Below are 16318 nucleotides of genomic sequence, written 5' to 3' on the forward strand. Positions count from 1 at the left end.
CACGGGTAGCGCCGGCCATGCCCGGCGGATTCCCGACATTCCGCCGGGCATGGCCCGGCGCTGCCGATATGAACACCCGACGGAATTCCGTCACCGCCCTCTCCGGCCACTCCGGCACGCCCCTTGCATATCCCGGTGAAGCAACCCTCAGGAGCTTCACCCCGTGGCCGCAGCCGCTGACAAAACCAAGAAGACCGCCGACAAGGACAAGACCGCCAAGCCGCGCAGTCCGATCCTGATCACCGCCCTGGTCGCCGTACTGGCCGCCGGTGCCGCCGGTGGCGGCGTCTGGTTCTTCACCCAGTCCAAGCACGAAGACAAGACCGCGCAGGCGCCGAAGAAGACCACCACTCCGGCCCCGGCCCAGTACTTCGCGCTGGAACCGGCATTCGTGGTCAACCTCAACGGCTCGATCGACGGCCCGCGCTACCTGCAGGTGGAAGTGCAGCTGATGACCCGCGATCCGGCCGCGCTGGAAGCGATCAAGACCCATGCCCCGGCCATCCGCGCGCGCCTGCTGATGCTGTTCTCGCAGGTCAGCCCGCAGCAGATCGCCGACATCGCCGGCAAGCAGAAGCTGCAGGCCGATTCGCTGGCCGAAGTGCAGAAGGTGCTGAAGGCCGAGACCGGCAGCAACGGTGCCGACGACCTGTTGTTCACCAGCTTCGTGACCCAGTAAGGGCTCCCCGATGAATGACCTGCTGTCCCAGGATGAGATCGATGCCCTGTTGCATGGCGTGGACAGTGGCGCGGTCGAAACCGAGCCGGACGCCCCCAGTGGCGAAGCACGCTCCTACGATTTCGCCAGCCAGGACCGCATCATCCGCGGTCGCATGCCGACCCTGGAAATGGTCCACGAGCGCTTTGCGCGCCTGTGGCGGATCGGCCTGTTCAACCTGATCCGGCGTTCGGCCGAACTGTCCGTGCGCGGCATCGAGCTGATCAAGTTCAACGACTACATGCACTCGCTGTATGTGCCGACCAACCTGAACCTGATCCGCTTCAAGCCACTGCGCGGCACCGGCCTGATCGTGTTCGAACCGACCCTGGTGTTCGCCATCGTCGACAACTTCTTCGGTGGCGACGGGCGCTATCCGACGCGCATCGAAGGTCGCGAATTCACCGCAACCGAAATGCGGGTGATCCACCTGCTGCTGAAGCAGACCTTCGCCGACCTGCGTGAAGCGTGGGCACCGGTGATGGACGTGGAATTCGAGTACATCAACTCGGAGATCAACCCGCACTTCGCCAACATCGTGACGCCGCGCGAGTACGTGGTGGTGTGCCGCCTGCATGTCGAACTCGACGGCGGTGGCGGTGACATCCACGTGACCCTGCCCTACTCGATGCTGGAGCCGATCCGCGAACTGCTCGACGCCGGCATCCAGAGCGACCGCAACGACCGCGACGAGAGCTGGGGCCGCACCCTGCGCGAGCAGCTCAACGTGGCCGAAGTCACCCTGTCCAGCGTACTGGCCAGCAAGCGCATGACCCTGCGCGACCTGACCCGGCTGAAGGTCGGCGACATCCTGCCGATCGACCTGAGCCCGCAGGTGCCGCTGTGCGTGGAGAACATCCCGGTGTTCACCGGTGAGTTCGGCGTCGCCAACGGCATGAACGCCGTAAAGATCACCGCTACCCATCCGCCGGGCACCCGTCCGCGCGTACCCGTCATCCAGGAAGACCCGCAATGAACGATATCGACGCCCTCGAACCGACCCCGGCCCAGTTCAGCAACCTGCAGGCCGATGAAGCGACCGGCCCGGATTTGAACCTGGACGTGATCCTCGATGTGCCGGTGACGCTGTCGCTGGAAGTCGGCCGCGCCCGCCTGCCGATCCGCAACCTGCTGCAGCTCAACCAGGGTTCGGTGGTTGAGCTGGAACGGGGTGCCGGCGAATCGCTGGACGTGTTCGTCAACGGCACGCTGATCGCCCATGGCGAAGTGGTGGTGATCAACGACCGCTTCGGCGTGCGCCTGACCGATGTGGTCAGCCCCAGCGAGCGGATCCGGAGACTGCGTTGAGCCTGCTCGCCACCACTCTGGCCGTCGCCAAGACGGCCCCGCAGATCGGCCAGCATGCGCCGGCCGCACCGAGCCTGTTCGGTGCGGTGCTGGCCCTGCTGGCAGTGCTGGCCCTGGTCATCGGCCTGGGCTGGCTGCTCAAGCGCCTGCCCGGCAGCGGCTTCCGCCCGGCCGAGGGCATGAAGCTGGTGGCGAGCCTGAATGTCGGCGCCAAGGAACGCGTGGTGGTGGTCGAGGTCAATGGCCAGCAACTGCTGTTGGGCGTCACCGCCGGTGGCATCAACGCCCTGCACACCCTGCCCGAACCGCTGCCACCGCCTGCGCCGGTACGCGTACCCGACCTGAAGAACCTGCCGAATTTCGCCCAGCTGCTGCAACAGCGGCTGCGCAAGGACCCCTGACATGCGTGTGACCCGTTCCCGTCTTGCCACCCTGCTGCCGTGGCTGAGCCTGATCGCCCTGTGCCTGCTGCCTGCGTTGGCGTTCGCCGCCCCGGGCGCGCCGACCACGCCGCTGCCGGACATCAACGTCGGCAAGATCGGCGGTGCGCCGGTCAGCCTGCCGTTGCAGACACTGCTGTTGATGACGGCGATCACCCTGATCCCGTCGATGCTGCTGGTGCTGACCTCCTTCACCCGCATCATCATCGTGCTGGGCCTGCTGCGGCAGGCGCTGGGCACCGGCCAGACGCCGTCCAACCAGGTCCTGCTGGGCCTGGCCCTGTTCCTCACCGCGATGATCATGCTGCCGACCTGGGACAAGGCCTGGAGCACCGGCATGGCGCCGTACCTCAATGGCGAGATCGACTTCCAGACTGCCTGGACGCTGACCACCACGCCGCTGCGCGCCTTCATGCTGGCGCAGATCCGCGAGACCGACCTGATGACCTTCGCCGGCATCGCCGGTCACGGCACCTACGCCAGCCCTGATGCGATTCCGTTCCCGGTACTGGTTGCGTCGTTCGTCACCAGCGAACTGAAGACCGCCTTCGAGATCGGCTTCCTGATCTTCATCCCGTTCGTGATCATCGATCTGGTCGTGGCCAGCGTACTGATGTCGATGGGCATGATGATGCTGTCGCCGATGCTGGTCTCTGCGCCGTTCAAGATCCTGCTGTTCGTGCTGGTCGATGGTTGGGTGCTGACCGTCGGCACGCTGGCGGCCAGCTTCAATCCGGCCTGATCCGAAGGTCAGCCGAGCATGGCTCGGCTCTACAGAGGCGACGCCGGGCAGTGCCGGCCGCCGCATTGACCACCGCCGGGCCTGGCCCGGCGCTACCGATGGAACCATGATGTCCCCCGAACTTGCCTTGACCGAACTGCGTGGTGGCCTGATTACCGTGCTCTGGGTGGCCGGCCCGCTGCTGCTGACCGTACTGGTGGTCGGCGTGGTGGTGGGCGTGGTGCAGGCGGCGACCCAGCTCAACGAGCCGACCATCGCCTTCGTTGCCAAGGCCGCGGCCCTCACAGCGGTGTTGTTTGCACTGGGCAGCCTGCTGATCGGCCATCTGGTCGAATTCACCACGCTGCTGTTCCAGCGCATCCCGCACCTGATCGGCTAGACGGACGCGCACGCAGATGGACGCCGCCACCCAGATGGCTGCCGACGGCCTGAATGCCTTCGGCATGATCGGCACCGTGCTGTGGACCATGCTGCGCATCGGCGCAGTGGCCATGGCAATGCCGATGATCGGTACCCGCGCGGTGCCCGGCCGGGTGCGGGTGATGCTGGCCGGTACCCTGGCCATCGCGTTGGCGCCGCTGCTGCCGCCGGTACCGGACTGGACCGGTTTCGACGCCGCTACCGTGCTGACCATCGCCCGCGAGCTGGCGATCGGCGTGGCCATCGGTTTCATGCTGCGGCTGGTGTTCGAGGCTGGCGCCATGGCCGGCGAACTGGTCGCCCAGGGCACCGGCCTGGCGTTTGCGCAGATGAGCGACCCGCTGCGCGGCGGCACCTCCGGTGTCATCGGCCAGTGGTTCTATCTGCTGTTCGGCCTGCTGTTCTTCACCGCCAACGGCCACCTGGCGCTGATCTCGCTGGTGGTGGACAGCTACCGCGCCCTGCCCATCGGCGCGCCCCTGCCCGACCCGCACGCGTTCTTCAGCATCGCCCCGACCTTCCTGCTGACCGTGCTGCGTGGCGCGCTGACCCTGGCCATCCCGCTGACCGTGGCGATGCTGGCGGTCAACCTGGCCTTCGGCGTGCTGGCCCGCGCCGCGCCGGCGTTGAATCCGATCCAGCTGGGCCTGCCGGTCTCGCTGCTGCTGGGCCTGTTCCTGCTGACCCTGCTGGTCGGCGAAATGGGGCCGCCGGTGCAGCGCCTGTTCGATGCTGCCTTCCAGGCGGCCGGTGCGGTGACCCGCTGACGTGGTCGCCACGTTCTGCTGCTTGCCGTCCCCCCCGGTGCCCGCGTTAGAGTGAATGCGCAGCGACCGGGGGGACGCTGCAACCGGCGGCTCTGGTCGCCCGCCTTGCGCATGCCCCACCGTAGTTTTTCCGTTGACAGGCAGGTCCGGGAGACTGACGAATGCTGGTAGGCACGTACAACCCATGGCTGGTGGCGACCTCACTGCTGGTTGCAGTGATGGCGTCCTACACCGCACTGGCGATGGCCGGGCGCACCGTCACCGCGCCCGGCAAGGGCGCGACCTGGTGGTGGCGCCTGGGCGGCGGTTTTGCGATGGGGCTGGGCATCTGGTCGATGCACTTCATCGGCATGCTCGCCTTCGACCTGCCCATTCCCTTGGGCTACGACCTGCCCATCACCCTGCTGTCGCTGGCACTGGCAATCGGCTCGTCGGTGTTCGCGCTCTGGCTGGTATCGCTGCGCACCCTGCCCCATCCTCGCCTGGCCGGCGGTGCGCTGCTGATGGGCAGCGGCATCGCCAGCATGCACTACGTGGGCATGGCCGCGATGCGCATGCAACCAGGCATCGACTACCAGCCGGTGTGGCTGCTGCTGTCGCTGCTGGTCGCTGTGGCCGCGTCGTGGACTGCCTTGTACGTGGCCTTCCGCCTGCGCGCGCAGCACACCCGCATCGGCGACCGCCTGGCCGCCGCCGGCCTGCTTGGCCTGGCCATCGTCGGCATGCACTACACCGGCATGGCTGCCGCCCGTTTCCCCGAGGGCAGCGTCTGCGGCGCAGCGGTGGGCGATGGCCTGCAGAACAACTGGCTGGCGATGTTGGTGGTGGTGCTGACCGTGGCGATCCTGGCGGTGGTGCTGGTGGTGTCCTGGCTGGACCAGCGGGTGGAGGCGCAGCTGTTGCGCCTGCGCAACTCGCTGCTCAGCACCTCCTTGACCGACGCCCAGCAGGAACTGACCCAGGCCGCGCTGCACGACCCGCTCACCCGCCTGCCGAACCGGCTGCTGCTGCAGCGGCGCATCCTGCAGGCCCTGGCCGAGGCCGAACAGGGCGGCAGCCGCTTCGCGGTGATGTTCATGGATCTGGATGGCTTCAAGCAGGTCAACGATGCCTATGGCCACCAGGCCGGCGATGCGCTGCTGGTGGCCGTGGCAGAACGCACCCGCCAGCTGCTGCGGCCGCACGACATGCTGGCACGGCTGGGCGGCGACGAATTCGTGCTGGTGGTGCGCATCGAACAGGACGAGGACCTGCCGACCCTGGCCCGGCGCATCCTGCAGGCGGTGGGCAGCGGCCCGCTGCTGCCGGACCACGAGCTGCAGGTGAGCGCCAGCATCGGCATCGCGATCTGCCCCGACCATGCCGCCAGCGAACGCCAGCTGATGGCCTTCGCCGATGCAGCGATGTACCAGGCCAAGGAGTCGGGCCGCAACGCGTTCGTGCTGTTTGCCGACTGGATGAACGACAGCGCCGAGCAGCAGTTCCGCCTGCTGGCCGACCTGCGCCGGGCAATCGGCAGCGAGCAGCTGTTCCTGCACTACCAGCCGAAGATCCGCGTGGCTACGCAGAAGGTGGCTGGCGCCGAAGCACTCATCCGCTGGCGTCACCCGGAACAGGGCCTGATTCCGCCGGACCGCTTCATCCGCCTGGCCGAGCGCAGTGGCGCGATCAACGAGATCGGCCGCTGGGCGCTGGACCAGGCCTGCCAGCAGCTGCGCCACTGGCACGATGCCGGCCATGAAAGCTGGACGATGTCGGTGAACCTGTCACCGGTGCAGTTCAGTTCGCCGCACCTGCTGCAGGACGTGCGCGAGGTGATCGAGCGCTACGCGATCGCCCCGCGCAACCTGGTGCTGGAGATCACCGAAAGCACTGTGATGCGCGATACCGATACCAGCCTGCGCCTGCTGCAGAGCTTCTCCGCCCTGGGCGTGGGCATCTCGATCGATGATTTCGGCACCGGCTACTCCAGCCTGCTGTACCTCAAGCGCCTGCCGGCCACCGAAATCAAGATCGACCACGCATTCGTGCGCGACCTGGAACACAGCGCCGAAGACGTGGTGATCGTGTCGGCCATCGTTGCGCTGGGCCATGCGCTGGACATGGACATCGTGGCCGAGGGCGTGGAAACCGCCGCGCAGCGCGCCTACCTGGAGCGCCTCGGCTGCGACTACCTGCAGGGCTTCCTGCTGGGCCGCCCGGTGGACGCGGCCCGCTTCATGCAGCTGCACGACCTGCCGCGGCCACGGGTGGAGCTGGCCAGCCCCCGTAATCCCCAGTAGATCCACGCCATGCGTGGATGGCCCTTCCCGTGGACCCAAACCCGGTAGATCCACGCCATGCGTGGATGCCCCGCGCCGCCGTGACGGAACGATTCTTGCACGCACTCCGGCATCCCCTGCTGCAGTGCCTGTGATGTCCGAGAACGAATCCGCCGGCGAAAAAACCGAACAACCGACAGAAAAACGCCTGCGCGACGCCCGCGAACAGGGCAACCTGCCGCGCTCGCGTGAACTGGGCACGGCCGCCGTGTTCGGCGCCGGGGTGATCGCGGTGATGGCCATGAGCGGCTCGATGGCCAGCGGCGCCAGCGCCTGGATGCGCCATGCGCTCAGCCCCGAGCAGAGCCTGCGCCAGCACCCGAAGGCGCTGTTCGGCCACTTCGGCGACCTGCTGCTGCAGCTGATGTGGGTGATCGCTCCGCTGGTGCTGGTCTGCCTGCTGGCCAGTTTCCTTGCACCGGTGGTGATGGGCGGCCTGCGCTGGTCGGCCAAGGCGATGATGCCCGACATCAACCGCATGAACCCGATGAGCGGGCTCAAGCGCCTGTATGGCCCCGAAGCCATCGCCGAGTTCATCAAGTCGCTGCTGCGGGTGGCCTTCGTCGGCGTCGCCGCCGGCATGGTGGTCTGGACCAGCTTCAACACCCTGCGCGGGCTGATCCACCAGCCGTTGGAAACGGCCATCGGTGACGGCCTGGGCTTCACCCTGCGGCTGCTGTTGGCCACCGCCGGGGCGATGCTGGTGCTGGCCGCCATCGACGCGCCGTACCAGCGCTGGAACTGGATGCGCAAGCTGAAGATGACCCGCGAGGAGCTGCGCCGGGAGATGAAGGAAAGCGAAGGCAGCCCGGAAGTGAAGGGCCGCATCCGCCAGCTGCAGCAGCAGATGGCCAACCGCCGAATGATGGAGGCGGTCCCCACTGCCGACGTGGTGGTGGTCAACCCCACCCACTACGCGGTGGCCCTGAAATACGAAGGCGGGGCCATGAACGCCCCCACCGTGGTCGCCCTGGGCGTGGATGAAACCGCCCTGCGCATCCGTGAAGTGGCCGACGGCAACAAGGTCGCCATCGTCTCTGCCCCGCCTTTGGCACGCGCCTTGTATCGGGAAGGCCAACTCGGCAAGGAAATCCCCGTGAGACTGTATTCAGCCGTCGCCCAGGTTCTCTCTTACGTCTACCAGCTGCGCAGCTGGCGGACCGGCCCGATGCCGTCCACGCCACACATCCAGGTTGATGAGTTCGGCAACGGGGGCCGTCCATGAGCGCCCAGGCATCCAGCTTCAATACCCGCCGCGCGCTTGAAATGATCCGCCAGGGCCTTGGCGCGCCGCTGATCGTGCTCGCGCTGCTGGCCATGGTCGTGGTGCCGCTGGCCGCGCCGGTGCTCGATGCACTGTTCACCTTCAACATCGCCATCTCGCTGATGGTGCTGCTGGCGGTGGTCTACGTGAAGCGCCCGCTGGACTTCACCATCTTCCCGATCGTGCTGCTGATCACCACCATGCTGCGGCTGGCGCTGAACGTGGCCTCCACCCGCGTGATCCTGCTCAACGGCCAGAACGGCCACGAAGCGGCCGGCAAGGTGATCGCCGCATTCGGCGAGTTCGTGATCGGCGGCAACTACGCCGTCGGCATCGTGGTGTTCGCGATCCTGACCATCATCAATTTCGTGGTCATCACCAAGGGCGCCGGCCGCGTCTCGGAAGTGACCGCGCGCTTCATCCTCGACGCCATGCCCGGCAAGCAGATGGCCATCGACGCCGACCTCAACGCCGGTTTGCTGACGCGCGAGGAAGCCAAGCTGCGCCGCGAGGAAGTACGCGAGGAAGCCGACTTCTACGGCGCGATGGACGGTGCCAGCAAGTTCATCCGCGGCGATGCGATCGCCGGCATCCTGATCCTGTTCATCAACATGCTGGGCGGCCTGGCCGTGGGCGTGCTGCAGCATGGCATGCCGTTCGGCGATGCCGCCGCCACCTACACCCTGCTGTCGATCGGTGACGGCCTGGTGGCGCAGCTGCCGGCGCTGCTGGTCTCCAGCGCGGTGGCGATGCTGGTTACCCGTGCCTCGCGCTCGCAGGACATGGCGCAGGCGATGACCGGCCAGGTGTTTGGCCAGTACCGTGCGCTGGCCATCACCGCCGGCATCCTCGGCGTGGTCGGCCTGGTGCCGGGCATGCCCAACGTCGCTTTCCTGACGCTGGCGGCCATCCTCGGCTTCATCGCCTGGAAGGTGTACCGCAAGGGCCTGGTGCCGGCGCAGGCCGACACCGCTGCAGGCGACGCCAACGCCCTGAACGCGCTGGGCCGCCCCGCCGCCCCTGCACCCACCGCGGAACTGAGCTGGGACGAGCTGCGCCCGGTCGATCCACTGGGCCTGGAAGTGGGCTATCGATTGATTTCGCTGGTGGACAGCAACCAGGGCGGCGAGCTGATGCCGCGCATCAAGGGCGTGCGCCGCAAGCTGACCCAGGACGTCGGCTTCCTGATTCCCTCGGTCCACATCCGCGACAACCTGGAACTGCCGGCCAACGGCTACCGGGTACTGGTGCATGGCGTGCCGGTGGCCACTGCCGAGATCCATCCCGACCGCGAACTGGCGCTGGACCCGGGCAGTGCCCTCGGTCCGCTGGAAGGCATCGCCGGCAAGGACCCGGCCTTCGGACTGGACGCGACCTGGATCCAGCCACACCAGCGCGCCCAGGCCGAAACCCTGGGCTATACCGTGGTCGACCCGGCCACGGTGGTGGCCACCCACCTTTCGCACCTGATCCGCGAGCACGCACCGGAACTGCTCGGCCACGAGGAAGTGCAGCACCTGCTGGCCAACCTGGCCAAGAGCGCGCCCAAGCTCGTCGAAGATCTGACGCCGAAGGCACTGCCGCTGTCGGCAGTGGTGCGCGTGCTGCAGAACCTGCTGGTCGAGCGCATTCCGATCCGCCAGCTGCGCAAGATCGCCGAAGCACTGGTCGAACACGCCCCGCACAGCCAAGACCCGGCCACGCTGACCGCCGCCGTGCGCACCGCACTGGGCCGCTTCATCGTGCAGGAGATCGCCGGAATGTCGGCGGAGCTGCCGGTGTTCACCCTCAACCCGCAATTGGAACGTGTCTTGCAGGAGTCCACGCAGGGCAACGGCGCCGCGCTGGAACCCGGACTCGCTGAGCGACTGCACCAGAGCCTGGCCGAATGTGTCAGCAAGCAGGAAGCCCGCAACGAGCCCGCGGTGGTGCTGGTACCTGGCCCGGTGCGAGCCGCGCTGGCCCGCCTGGTCCGCCACAGCGTTCCGTCGCTGTCGGTCCTGGCCTACAGCGAGGTGCCGGAGGACAAGCGCCTGAAGCTGGTCGGAACGATCAGCTGACGCCGCCCTGCAACGCGCCAGAAAACAGACACCACTTTCAAACACCCGCAACAGACAGATTCCAAGGGGAACCCGAACCGTGCAGACCACCGACCATCCGCGTTCTCCGACCGCCACTCCGCCGACTTCGTCCCGTGACCACAGCATGAAAATCAAACGATTCGTCGCCGCCGACATGCGCTCGGCCATGAACCTGGTGCGCAAGGAACATGGTCCTGATGCCGTGATCCTGTCCAACCGCCGGATCGAGGAAGGCATCGAGATCGTGGCCGCCGCCAACTACGATGAGAGCGCCGTGCAGCGCGCCCTGGAAGCGTCGCGCCGCGACGTGGCACCGCCGCCCGCGCCGAAGCCGCGTAGCGCCGCCGACGCAGTGATCGCCGCAGTCACCCGCCGTCGCAGCAGCACCCCGGCACCGGAGCCGGTCGCCGCCACCACCTCGGCCGTTGCCGCCCTCGCCCGCGCCGCCGTCGGCGCGACCGGCCGCACCCTGGACAGCGCCGACGAGATCGTGCCGACGCGTGGCAGCACCGGCTTCGCCGCCACCCTGGCGCGTGCCGCCGTCAATGAATCGACGCTGCCGGAACAGATCTTCGCCCCGTTTGCCGACGCCATCGTGGCGCCCTCGCCTGCGGCAGCCGCGCCGGTGAACCGCGCCCGCTTCCAGATCGACCCGCCGCTGGAAGACAGCGCGCAGCTGCCGGCAGTGACGCCGCCGCCGTTGCCGGTTGCCCTCCAGGCCACCACGGCACCCGGAGACCAAGCCTCACACGCGCAGGATGCCGTGCAGCCGACCGAGGCTGCACCGGCACCGATGCCGACGCTGGCGCCAGCACCTGCGCTGACCCTGGTCGCCGATGACGCCGAGATCCGCCACCTGCGCCAGGAAGTGGCCGGCATGCGCCAGGTGATCGAGCGCGAGATGAACCGCTTCACCGACGAGCGCCTGCGCGGCAGTCCGGTGCGCGCTACGGCACTGGACCTGATGGACGAGTACGGCTTCGATGCCGGCATCGCCCGCGACGTGGCCATGCAGATCCCGCTGGAAACCGAAGCGCATCGCGGCCGCGGCCTGATGCTGGGGCTGATCTCGCGCAAGCTGCCGATCGCCCCGGTCGATCCGATGGAGGAAGGCGGTGTGATCGCCCTGGTCGGCCCGACCGGCGCCGGCAAGACCACCACCATCGCCAAGCTGGCCTCGCGCTTCGCCGAAGCCCATGCCGCCCGCGACGTCGCCCTGGTCACCACCGATACGATGCGCATCGGCGCCCGCGAACAGCTGTACGGCTACGGCCGCCAGCTCGGCATCGCCGTGCACGAGGCCAACAGCGGCACCGACCTGGACCAGCTGCTGGAACGCCTGAAGGACTACAAGCTGGTGCTGATCGACACCGCCGGCCTGGGCCCGCGCGACCGTGCGCTGGCCGCCCAGCTGCAGTGGCTGCGCGCTGCCCGCCAGGTCCGCACCCTGCTGGTACTGCCGGCCAACACCAGCTTCGGCGACATGGACGAGGTGGTCCGCCGCTTCGGCGCGGCCAACCTGCAGGGCCTGGTGCTGAGCAAGCTGGACGAGACCGGCCGCTTCGGCAACGCCCTGTCGGTGGCGGTGGACCACAAGCTGCCGATCACCTGGGTGACCGATGGCCAGGACGTCCCGGACGACCTGCACCGGGCCAGTGCAGCCAATCTTGTACTTCGCCTTGAAGATTTGCGCCGCGCGGCCGATATGCCCTGCAACCCGGAGTTGAACCATGCCGTCGCGTGAGTACGCCAAGCTGACCACCACCTTCCCGCTGACGGCGACCCGCAGCGAGCCGCTCGGCCCTGTGCGCACGATTGCCGTGACCGGCGGCAAGGGCGGCGTCGGCAAGACCAACGTGTCGGCCAACCTGGCCGTGGCGCTTGCGGGAATGGGCAAACGCACCCTGTTGCTGGACGCCGACCTGGGCCTGGCCAACATCGATGTGATCCTGGGCCTGAGCCCCACCAACACCCTGGCCGACCTGGTCGCTGGCCGCTGCAGCCTGGATGACGTGATCATCGAAGGCCCGAACGGCGTGCTGGTGGTACCGGCTGCGTCCGGCCGCCGGCACATGGCCGAGCTGGCCCCGGCCGAGCATGTGGGCCTGGTCAACGTGTTCTCCGAACTGGAGCGCGAGCTGGACATCATGGTGGTGGACACCGCCGCCGGCATCACCGATGGCGTGCTGACCTTCTGCCAGGCCGCGCAGGACACCGTGGTGGTGGTCTGCGATGAACCGGCCTCGATCACCGACGCCTATGCGCTGATCAAGGTGCTGTCGCGCGAACGTGGCGTGGACCGCATCCAGGTGGTGGCCAACATGGTGCGCGACCCCAACGAAGGCCGCGTGCTGTACGAGAAGCTGACCCGCGTCTGCGAGAAGTTCCTCGCCGATGTCTCGCTGAACTACCTGGGCTGCGTGCCGCAGGACGACTGGCTGCGCCTGTCGGTGCAGCGCCAGCAGCCGGTGGTGAAGGCCTATCCGTCCAGCCCGTCGGCACTGGCGATCACCGAGATCGCCCGCCGCACCGCCCGCTGGCAGGCACCGACCGAGCCGCGCGGCGGCGTCGAGTTCTTCCTCGAACGCATCATCAAGCAGCGCGGGGTGGCCGCATGAAAGGCGCCGCCCAGTACAGAGAGGTCCAGCGCACGGCGGCCAACGAGGTCATCGCCCAGCACTCGGACCTGGTGCGGCGCATCGCCCACCATCTGGCCGCACGCCTGCCGGCCAGCGTTGAGGTGGACGACCTGATCCAGGCCGGCATGATGGGCCTGATCGAAGCCTCGCGCAGCTACGACGCCGACCAGGGTGCCTCGTTCGAGACCTACGCTTCGATCCGCATCCGCGGTTCGATGATCGATGAGATCCGTCGTGGCGACTGGGTACCGCGTTCGGTGCACCGCCGTGCCCGTGACGCTGCGGCCACCATCCGCCGCCTGGAGCAGAGCACCGGCCGTGCCGCCAGTGCCACAGAAGTGGCCGCCGCGATGGAGATGCCGCTGCCCGAGTACCTGCGCCTGATGGAGGACGCCTCGCGCGGCCAGGTACTGAGCCTGGAGTCGCGCATTGAAGACCAGGGCGAGCTGGACACCGTCGCCCAGGGCGGCCCGACCCCACAGCAGGTGCTGGAGCGCGGTGAATTCGGCCGCGAGCTGGGCAATGCCATCGGCCACCTGCCCGAGCGCGAACAGCTGGTGCTGTCGCTCTACTACGAGCAGGAACTGAACCTGAAAGAGATCGGCGCAGTGCTCGGCGTGAGCGAGTCGCGGGTCTGCCAGATCCACGGCCAGGCGGTCCTGCGCCTGCGTGGCCGACTGAAGATTTTCGAGGCGGCCGACGCCGGCCTCGAGAGCTGATCAACAAAGGAACTCTGCTTTGAACAAGAACATGCGCATCCTGATCGTCGACGATTTTTCGACCATGCGTCGTATCGTCAAGAACCTGCTGGGCGATCTGGGCTTCACCAATACCGCCGAAGCCGAGGACGGGCATGCCGCGCTGTCGCTGCTGCAGAGCCAGCCGTTCGACTTCGTGGTCACCGACTGGAACATGCCGGTGATGACCGGCATCGAACTGCTCAAGGCCATCCGTGCCGATGCCAAGCTGAAGACCCTGCCGGTGCTGATGGTGACCGCCGAAGCCAAGCGCGAGCAGATCATCGAAGCGGCGCAGAACGGCGTGAACGGTTACATCATCAAGCCGTTCACCGCACAGACGCTGGAAGAGAAGCTCGGCAAGATCTTCGAACGCCTGGCGGCCAGCGCTTGATGGATACCACGGTCGACAAGAGCGCCCTCGCCCTGCGCCTGCAGGAAGCCCTGGATGCACTGGAATCCGGCGACGAGGCGGCGTGGCGCCAGCGCATCGACGGCCTGGTGGCGCTGCGCACCCAGCCGATGATGAGCGGCCTTTCGCGGCTGGCCCGCGAACTGGGCCAGGCGCTGGGCGAACTGCCGACCGTGCCCGATGAAGCCGGCGAGCTGGACGATGCCTGCGCGCGCCTGGACCACGTGGTGGCGATGACCGAACAGGCCACGCACCGCACCCTGGACCTGGCCGAAGAGTGCCGCAGCCTGACCGAACAGCTGCGCGCCGACGGCCTGCAGCCGGGCCAGGACGTGCAGCTCGACCGCATCCGCCACAACCTCACCGAGATCGCCCTGACCCAGAGCTACCAGGACCTGACCGGGCAGATCATCCGTCGCGTGGTGGGCATCGTCCGCCGCGTGCACGAAGGCTTCGGCGCGCTCGGCCTGCCGCCGGAACAGCATCGCACCGATCCGGAACTGGCTGGGCCGGCACTGAAGGGACTGGACCGCCATGCGGTCTCGCAGAACGACGCCGACGACCTGTTGTCGGATCTGGGGCTGTAACCATGGGCGCAGTAGCCGACGACATCACTGCCGATTTCATCATCGAGGCCCAGGAGATCCTGGATCGCCTCGGCGAACAGCTGGTGTCGCTGGAACAGGCACCGCAGGACAATGAACAGCTCAACGCGGTGTTCCGCGGCTACCACACGCTGAAGGGCGGCGCAGGTTTCCTCGGCATCACCGCGATGGTCGAGCTGTGCCACGCCGCCGAGGAAGCACTGGGCGCCGCACGCGCCGGCCAGGCCGTCCTGCAGGCGCATCACTTCGATGCCGCCCAGCAGTCACTGGACTACCTGCAGTCGATGCTTGACGCGGTGTCTTCGGGCACCGAGCCGGGCTTTGCCCCGCCCGAACTGGTCGCCCAGTTCGACGTGCATGGCGGCGGCGCTGCCGCGCCTGCGGCCGCGACGCCGGGTGCGGGCGGTGGCGACCTGATCACCGACGACGAATTCGAGGCCCTGCTCGACCAGCTGCATGGCGGCAAGGCGCCGACAACCGTGGCGGCGGCGAAGAAGGCCGACGACATGATCAGCGAGGACGAGTTCGAGGCACTGCTCGACCAGCTGCATGGCGGCGCCGCCCCGGGCAGCAACGCCAGCGCAGCGGTTGCCCCCGTACCGGCACCGCGACCGGCGCCCTCGCCGGCCCCGCCCGCTGCCAAGCCCGCACCCAACAAGCCTGTCGCCGAAGCCGAACACACCGTGCGTGTGGACACCAAGCGCCTGGATGCCATCGTCAACCTGATCGGCGAACTGGTGCTGTCACGAAACCGGTTGAAGACGCTTCGCACGCGCCTGCGCGATGAAGAACTGGACCGCGCCGTGTCCACGCTGGATATCGCCACCGCGCGCCTGCAGTCGGCGGTGATGCGCACCCGCATGCAGCCGGTCGGCAAGGTGTTCTCGCGCTTCCCGAAGGTGGCGCGCGACGTTGCGCGTTCGCTGAAGAAGGAAGTGGACCTGGAACTGATCGGCGCCGAAACCGAGCTCGACCGCAACCTGGTCGAAGCGCTGGCCGACCCGCTGGTGCACCTGGTCCGCAACGCCATCGACCATGGCGTGGAAATGCCTGACCTGCGCGAAGCGCAGGGCAAGCCGCGGATGGGCCACGTGCGCCTGTCGGCACAGCAGGAAGGCGACTACGTCAGCATCGAAGTGCAGGACGATGGTGCCGGCATCGATCCGGAAAAACTGCGCGCCAAGGCGCGCGAGAAGGGCCTGATCGATCCGGAAGCCGCCGCCCGCCTGAGCAGCGAGGAATGCCTGCACCTGGTGTTCCTGCCAGGCTTCTCGACCAAGCAGCAGGTCACCGACATTTCCGGCCGTGGCGTCGGCATGGACGTGGTGCAGTCGCGCATCCGTGAGCTGAGCGGGCAGATCCAGATCCAGTCGGAACTGGGCCGCGGCAGCCGCTTCATGATCCGCGTACCGCTGACCCTGGCCATCCTGCCGACCCTGCTGGTGCAGGCTGGCGAAGACGTCTACGCGCTGCCGCTGGCCCGTGTGATGGAAGTGCTGCATGCGCCGCGCACCTCGCTGGGCTGGTTCGACGGTCGCGCCGTGCTTGACCGCCGCTCGCACACGCTGGCGCTGGTGGACCTGCGGCAATGGCTGGATGTGACGCCGGCCGCCTCGCCCCTGCTGACCATCGTCGTGCTGCAGGCCGGTGAGGCACGCTTCGGGTTGGTGGTGGACCAGGTGCGCGGGCGTGAGGAAGTGGTCATCAAGCCACTGCCCAAGGCCCTGCGCGGCCTGCGTGGTTATGCCGGTGCAACCTTGATCGGCGATGGTCGCATGGCGCTGATCCTGGACGTGGACGGGCTGCGCAGCCCACACGACTGACCTCGTTGCTGAACCCGGCGCACCGTAGCGCCGGGCCAGGC

At 67.8% G+C, this 16318-nt stretch carries 16 protein-coding genes; all 16 read left to right on the forward strand.

Annotated features, from left to right (window positions below):
• Positions 1 to 163 precede the first annotated feature (163 nt).
• The 16 genes from AC1DKR_RS09905 to AC1DKR_RS09980 all read left to right on the forward strand — a co-directional run bounded on the left by AC1DKR_RS09905 (position 164) and on the right by AC1DKR_RS09980 (position 16277).
• Positions 164 to 679 (forward strand): flagellar basal body-associated FliL family protein, encoded by a 516-nt coding sequence (locus tag AC1DKR_RS09905; protein ID WP_025878990.1) that lies wholly within the window; start codon positions 164 to 166, stop codon positions 677 to 679.
• 10 nt (positions 680 to 689) lie between these two features.
• Positions 690 to 1694 carry a flagellar motor switch protein FliM gene (fliM, locus tag AC1DKR_RS09910; protein ID WP_025878989.1) on the forward strand — a complete coding sequence of 335 codons (1005 nt, stop codon included), beginning with the start codon at positions 690 to 692 and terminating at the stop codon, positions 1692 to 1694.
• Entirely contained in the window at positions 1691 to 2026 is a 336-nt protein-coding gene (fliN, locus tag AC1DKR_RS09915) for a flagellar motor switch protein FliN (RefSeq protein WP_025878988.1), read from the forward strand. Before fliM ends, fliN begins: the two co-directional genes overlap by 4 nt.
• Positions 2023 to 2427: a flagellar biosynthetic protein FliO gene (gene fliO / locus AC1DKR_RS09920; protein ID WP_033831039.1), complete on the forward strand. Its 405-nt coding sequence runs from the start codon at positions 2023 to 2025 to the stop codon at positions 2425 to 2427. Before fliN ends, fliO begins: the two co-directional genes overlap by 4 nt.
• Before the next feature lies 1 nt (position 2428).
• Positions 2429 to 3208, forward strand: coding sequence for a flagellar type III secretion system pore protein FliP (gene fliP / locus AC1DKR_RS09925; protein WP_025878986.1), 780 nt, complete (start codon positions 2429 to 2431; stop codon positions 3206 to 3208).
• 109 nt (positions 3209 to 3317) lie between these two features.
• Positions 3318 to 3587, forward strand: a complete 270-nt coding sequence (locus tag AC1DKR_RS09930) for a flagellar biosynthetic protein FliQ (RefSeq protein ID WP_005413254.1) — start codon at positions 3318 to 3320, stop codon at positions 3585 to 3587.
• A 16-nt stretch (positions 3588 to 3603) separates the two neighbouring features.
• Positions 3604 to 4395, forward strand: a complete 792-nt coding sequence (fliR, locus tag AC1DKR_RS09935) for a flagellar biosynthetic protein FliR (protein ID WP_032974840.1) — start codon at positions 3604 to 3606, stop codon at positions 4393 to 4395.
• A gap of 161 nt (positions 4396 to 4556) precedes the next feature.
• A complete protein-coding gene (locus AC1DKR_RS09940) occupies positions 4557 to 6677 on the forward strand; it encodes a putative bifunctional diguanylate cyclase/phosphodiesterase (protein WP_478032607.1) in 2121 nt (706 codons plus the stop codon).
• 133 nt (positions 6678 to 6810) lie between these two features.
• Complete coding sequence (flhB, locus tag AC1DKR_RS09945) at positions 6811 to 7941, forward strand: flagellar biosynthesis protein FlhB (RefSeq protein ID WP_033831035.1); 1131 nt, start codon at positions 6811 to 6813, stop codon at positions 7939 to 7941.
• Positions 7938 to 10040 (forward strand): flagellar biosynthesis protein FlhA, encoded by a 2103-nt coding sequence (flhA, locus tag AC1DKR_RS09950; protein ID WP_032974843.1) that lies wholly within the window; start codon positions 7938 to 7940, stop codon positions 10038 to 10040. Before flhB ends, flhA begins: the two co-directional genes overlap by 4 nt.
• A gap of 145 nt (positions 10041 to 10185) precedes the next feature.
• Positions 10186 to 11805, forward strand: coding sequence for a flagellar biosynthesis GTPase FlhF (gene flhF, locus AC1DKR_RS09955; protein WP_394123296.1), 1620 nt, complete (start codon positions 10186 to 10188; stop codon positions 11803 to 11805).
• Positions 11792 to 12679 carry a MinD/ParA family ATP-binding protein gene (locus tag AC1DKR_RS09960; RefSeq protein WP_025878980.1) on the forward strand — a complete coding sequence of 296 codons (888 nt, stop codon included), beginning with the start codon at positions 11792 to 11794 and terminating at the stop codon, positions 12677 to 12679. The genes flhF and AC1DKR_RS09960 overlap by 14 nt, the downstream gene beginning before the upstream one ends.
• On the forward strand, positions 12676 to 13419 hold the full coding sequence (locus tag AC1DKR_RS09965; protein WP_025878979.1) for an RNA polymerase sigma factor FliA: 744 nt from the start codon (positions 12676 to 12678) through the stop codon (positions 13417 to 13419). The genes AC1DKR_RS09960 and AC1DKR_RS09965 overlap by 4 nt, the downstream gene beginning before the upstream one ends.
• Positions 13420 to 13438: 19 nt before the next feature.
• Positions 13439 to 13831, forward strand: coding sequence for a chemotaxis response regulator CheY (gene cheY / locus AC1DKR_RS09970; protein ID WP_005413247.1), 393 nt, complete (start codon positions 13439 to 13441; stop codon positions 13829 to 13831).
• Positions 13831 to 14436 carry a protein phosphatase CheZ gene (locus AC1DKR_RS09975; RefSeq protein WP_025878978.1) on the forward strand — a complete coding sequence of 202 codons (606 nt, stop codon included), beginning with the start codon at positions 13831 to 13833 and terminating at the stop codon, positions 14434 to 14436. The genes cheY and AC1DKR_RS09975 overlap by 1 nt, the downstream gene beginning before the upstream one ends.
• Positions 14437 to 14438: 2 nt before the next feature.
• Positions 14439 to 16277: a chemotaxis protein CheA gene (locus tag AC1DKR_RS09980; protein ID WP_363733164.1), complete on the forward strand. Its 1839-nt coding sequence runs from the start codon at positions 14439 to 14441 to the stop codon at positions 16275 to 16277.
• Positions 16278 to 16318: the final 41 nt, after the last annotated feature.

The sequence above is a fragment of the Stenotrophomonas sp. 01N47 genome (assembly GCF_056399165.1).

Coding starts and splice junctions, on each gene's coding strand:
- AC1DKR_RS09960 (WP_025878980.1), top strand. CDS start 11,792: ATGCCGTCGCGTGAGTACGCCAAGCTGACCACCACCTTCCCGCTGACG.
- AC1DKR_RS09965 (WP_025878979.1), top strand. CDS start 12,676: ATGAAAGGCGCCGCCCAGTACAGAGAGGTCCAGCGCACGGCGGCCAAC.
- AC1DKR_RS09940 (WP_478032607.1), top strand. CDS start 4,557: ATGCTGGTAGGCACGTACAACCCATGGCTGGTGGCGACCTCACTGCTG.
- AC1DKR_RS09975 (WP_025878978.1), top strand. CDS start 13,831: ATGGATACCACGGTCGACAAGAGCGCCCTCGCCCTGCGCCTGCAGGAA.
- fliM (WP_025878989.1), top strand. CDS start 690: ATGAATGACCTGCTGTCCCAGGATGAGATCGATGCCCTGTTGCATGGC.
- fliR (WP_032974840.1), top strand. CDS start 3,604: ATGGACGCCGCCACCCAGATGGCTGCCGACGGCCTGAATGCCTTCGGC.
- AC1DKR_RS09980 (WP_363733164.1), top strand. CDS start 14,439: ATGGGCGCAGTAGCCGACGACATCACTGCCGATTTCATCATCGAGGCC.
- AC1DKR_RS09930 (WP_005413254.1), top strand. CDS start 3,318: ATGTCCCCCGAACTTGCCTTGACCGAACTGCGTGGTGGCCTGATTACC.
- flhF (WP_394123296.1), top strand. CDS start 10,186: ATGAAAATCAAACGATTCGTCGCCGCCGACATGCGCTCGGCCATGAAC.
- flhA (WP_032974843.1), top strand. CDS start 7,938: ATGAGCGCCCAGGCATCCAGCTTCAATACCCGCCGCGCGCTTGAAATG.
- fliN (WP_025878988.1), top strand. CDS start 1,691: ATGAACGATATCGACGCCCTCGAACCGACCCCGGCCCAGTTCAGCAAC.
- fliP (WP_025878986.1), top strand. CDS start 2,429: ATGCGTGTGACCCGTTCCCGTCTTGCCACCCTGCTGCCGTGGCTGAGC.
- flhB (WP_033831035.1), top strand. CDS start 6,811: ATGTCCGAGAACGAATCCGCCGGCGAAAAAACCGAACAACCGACAGAA.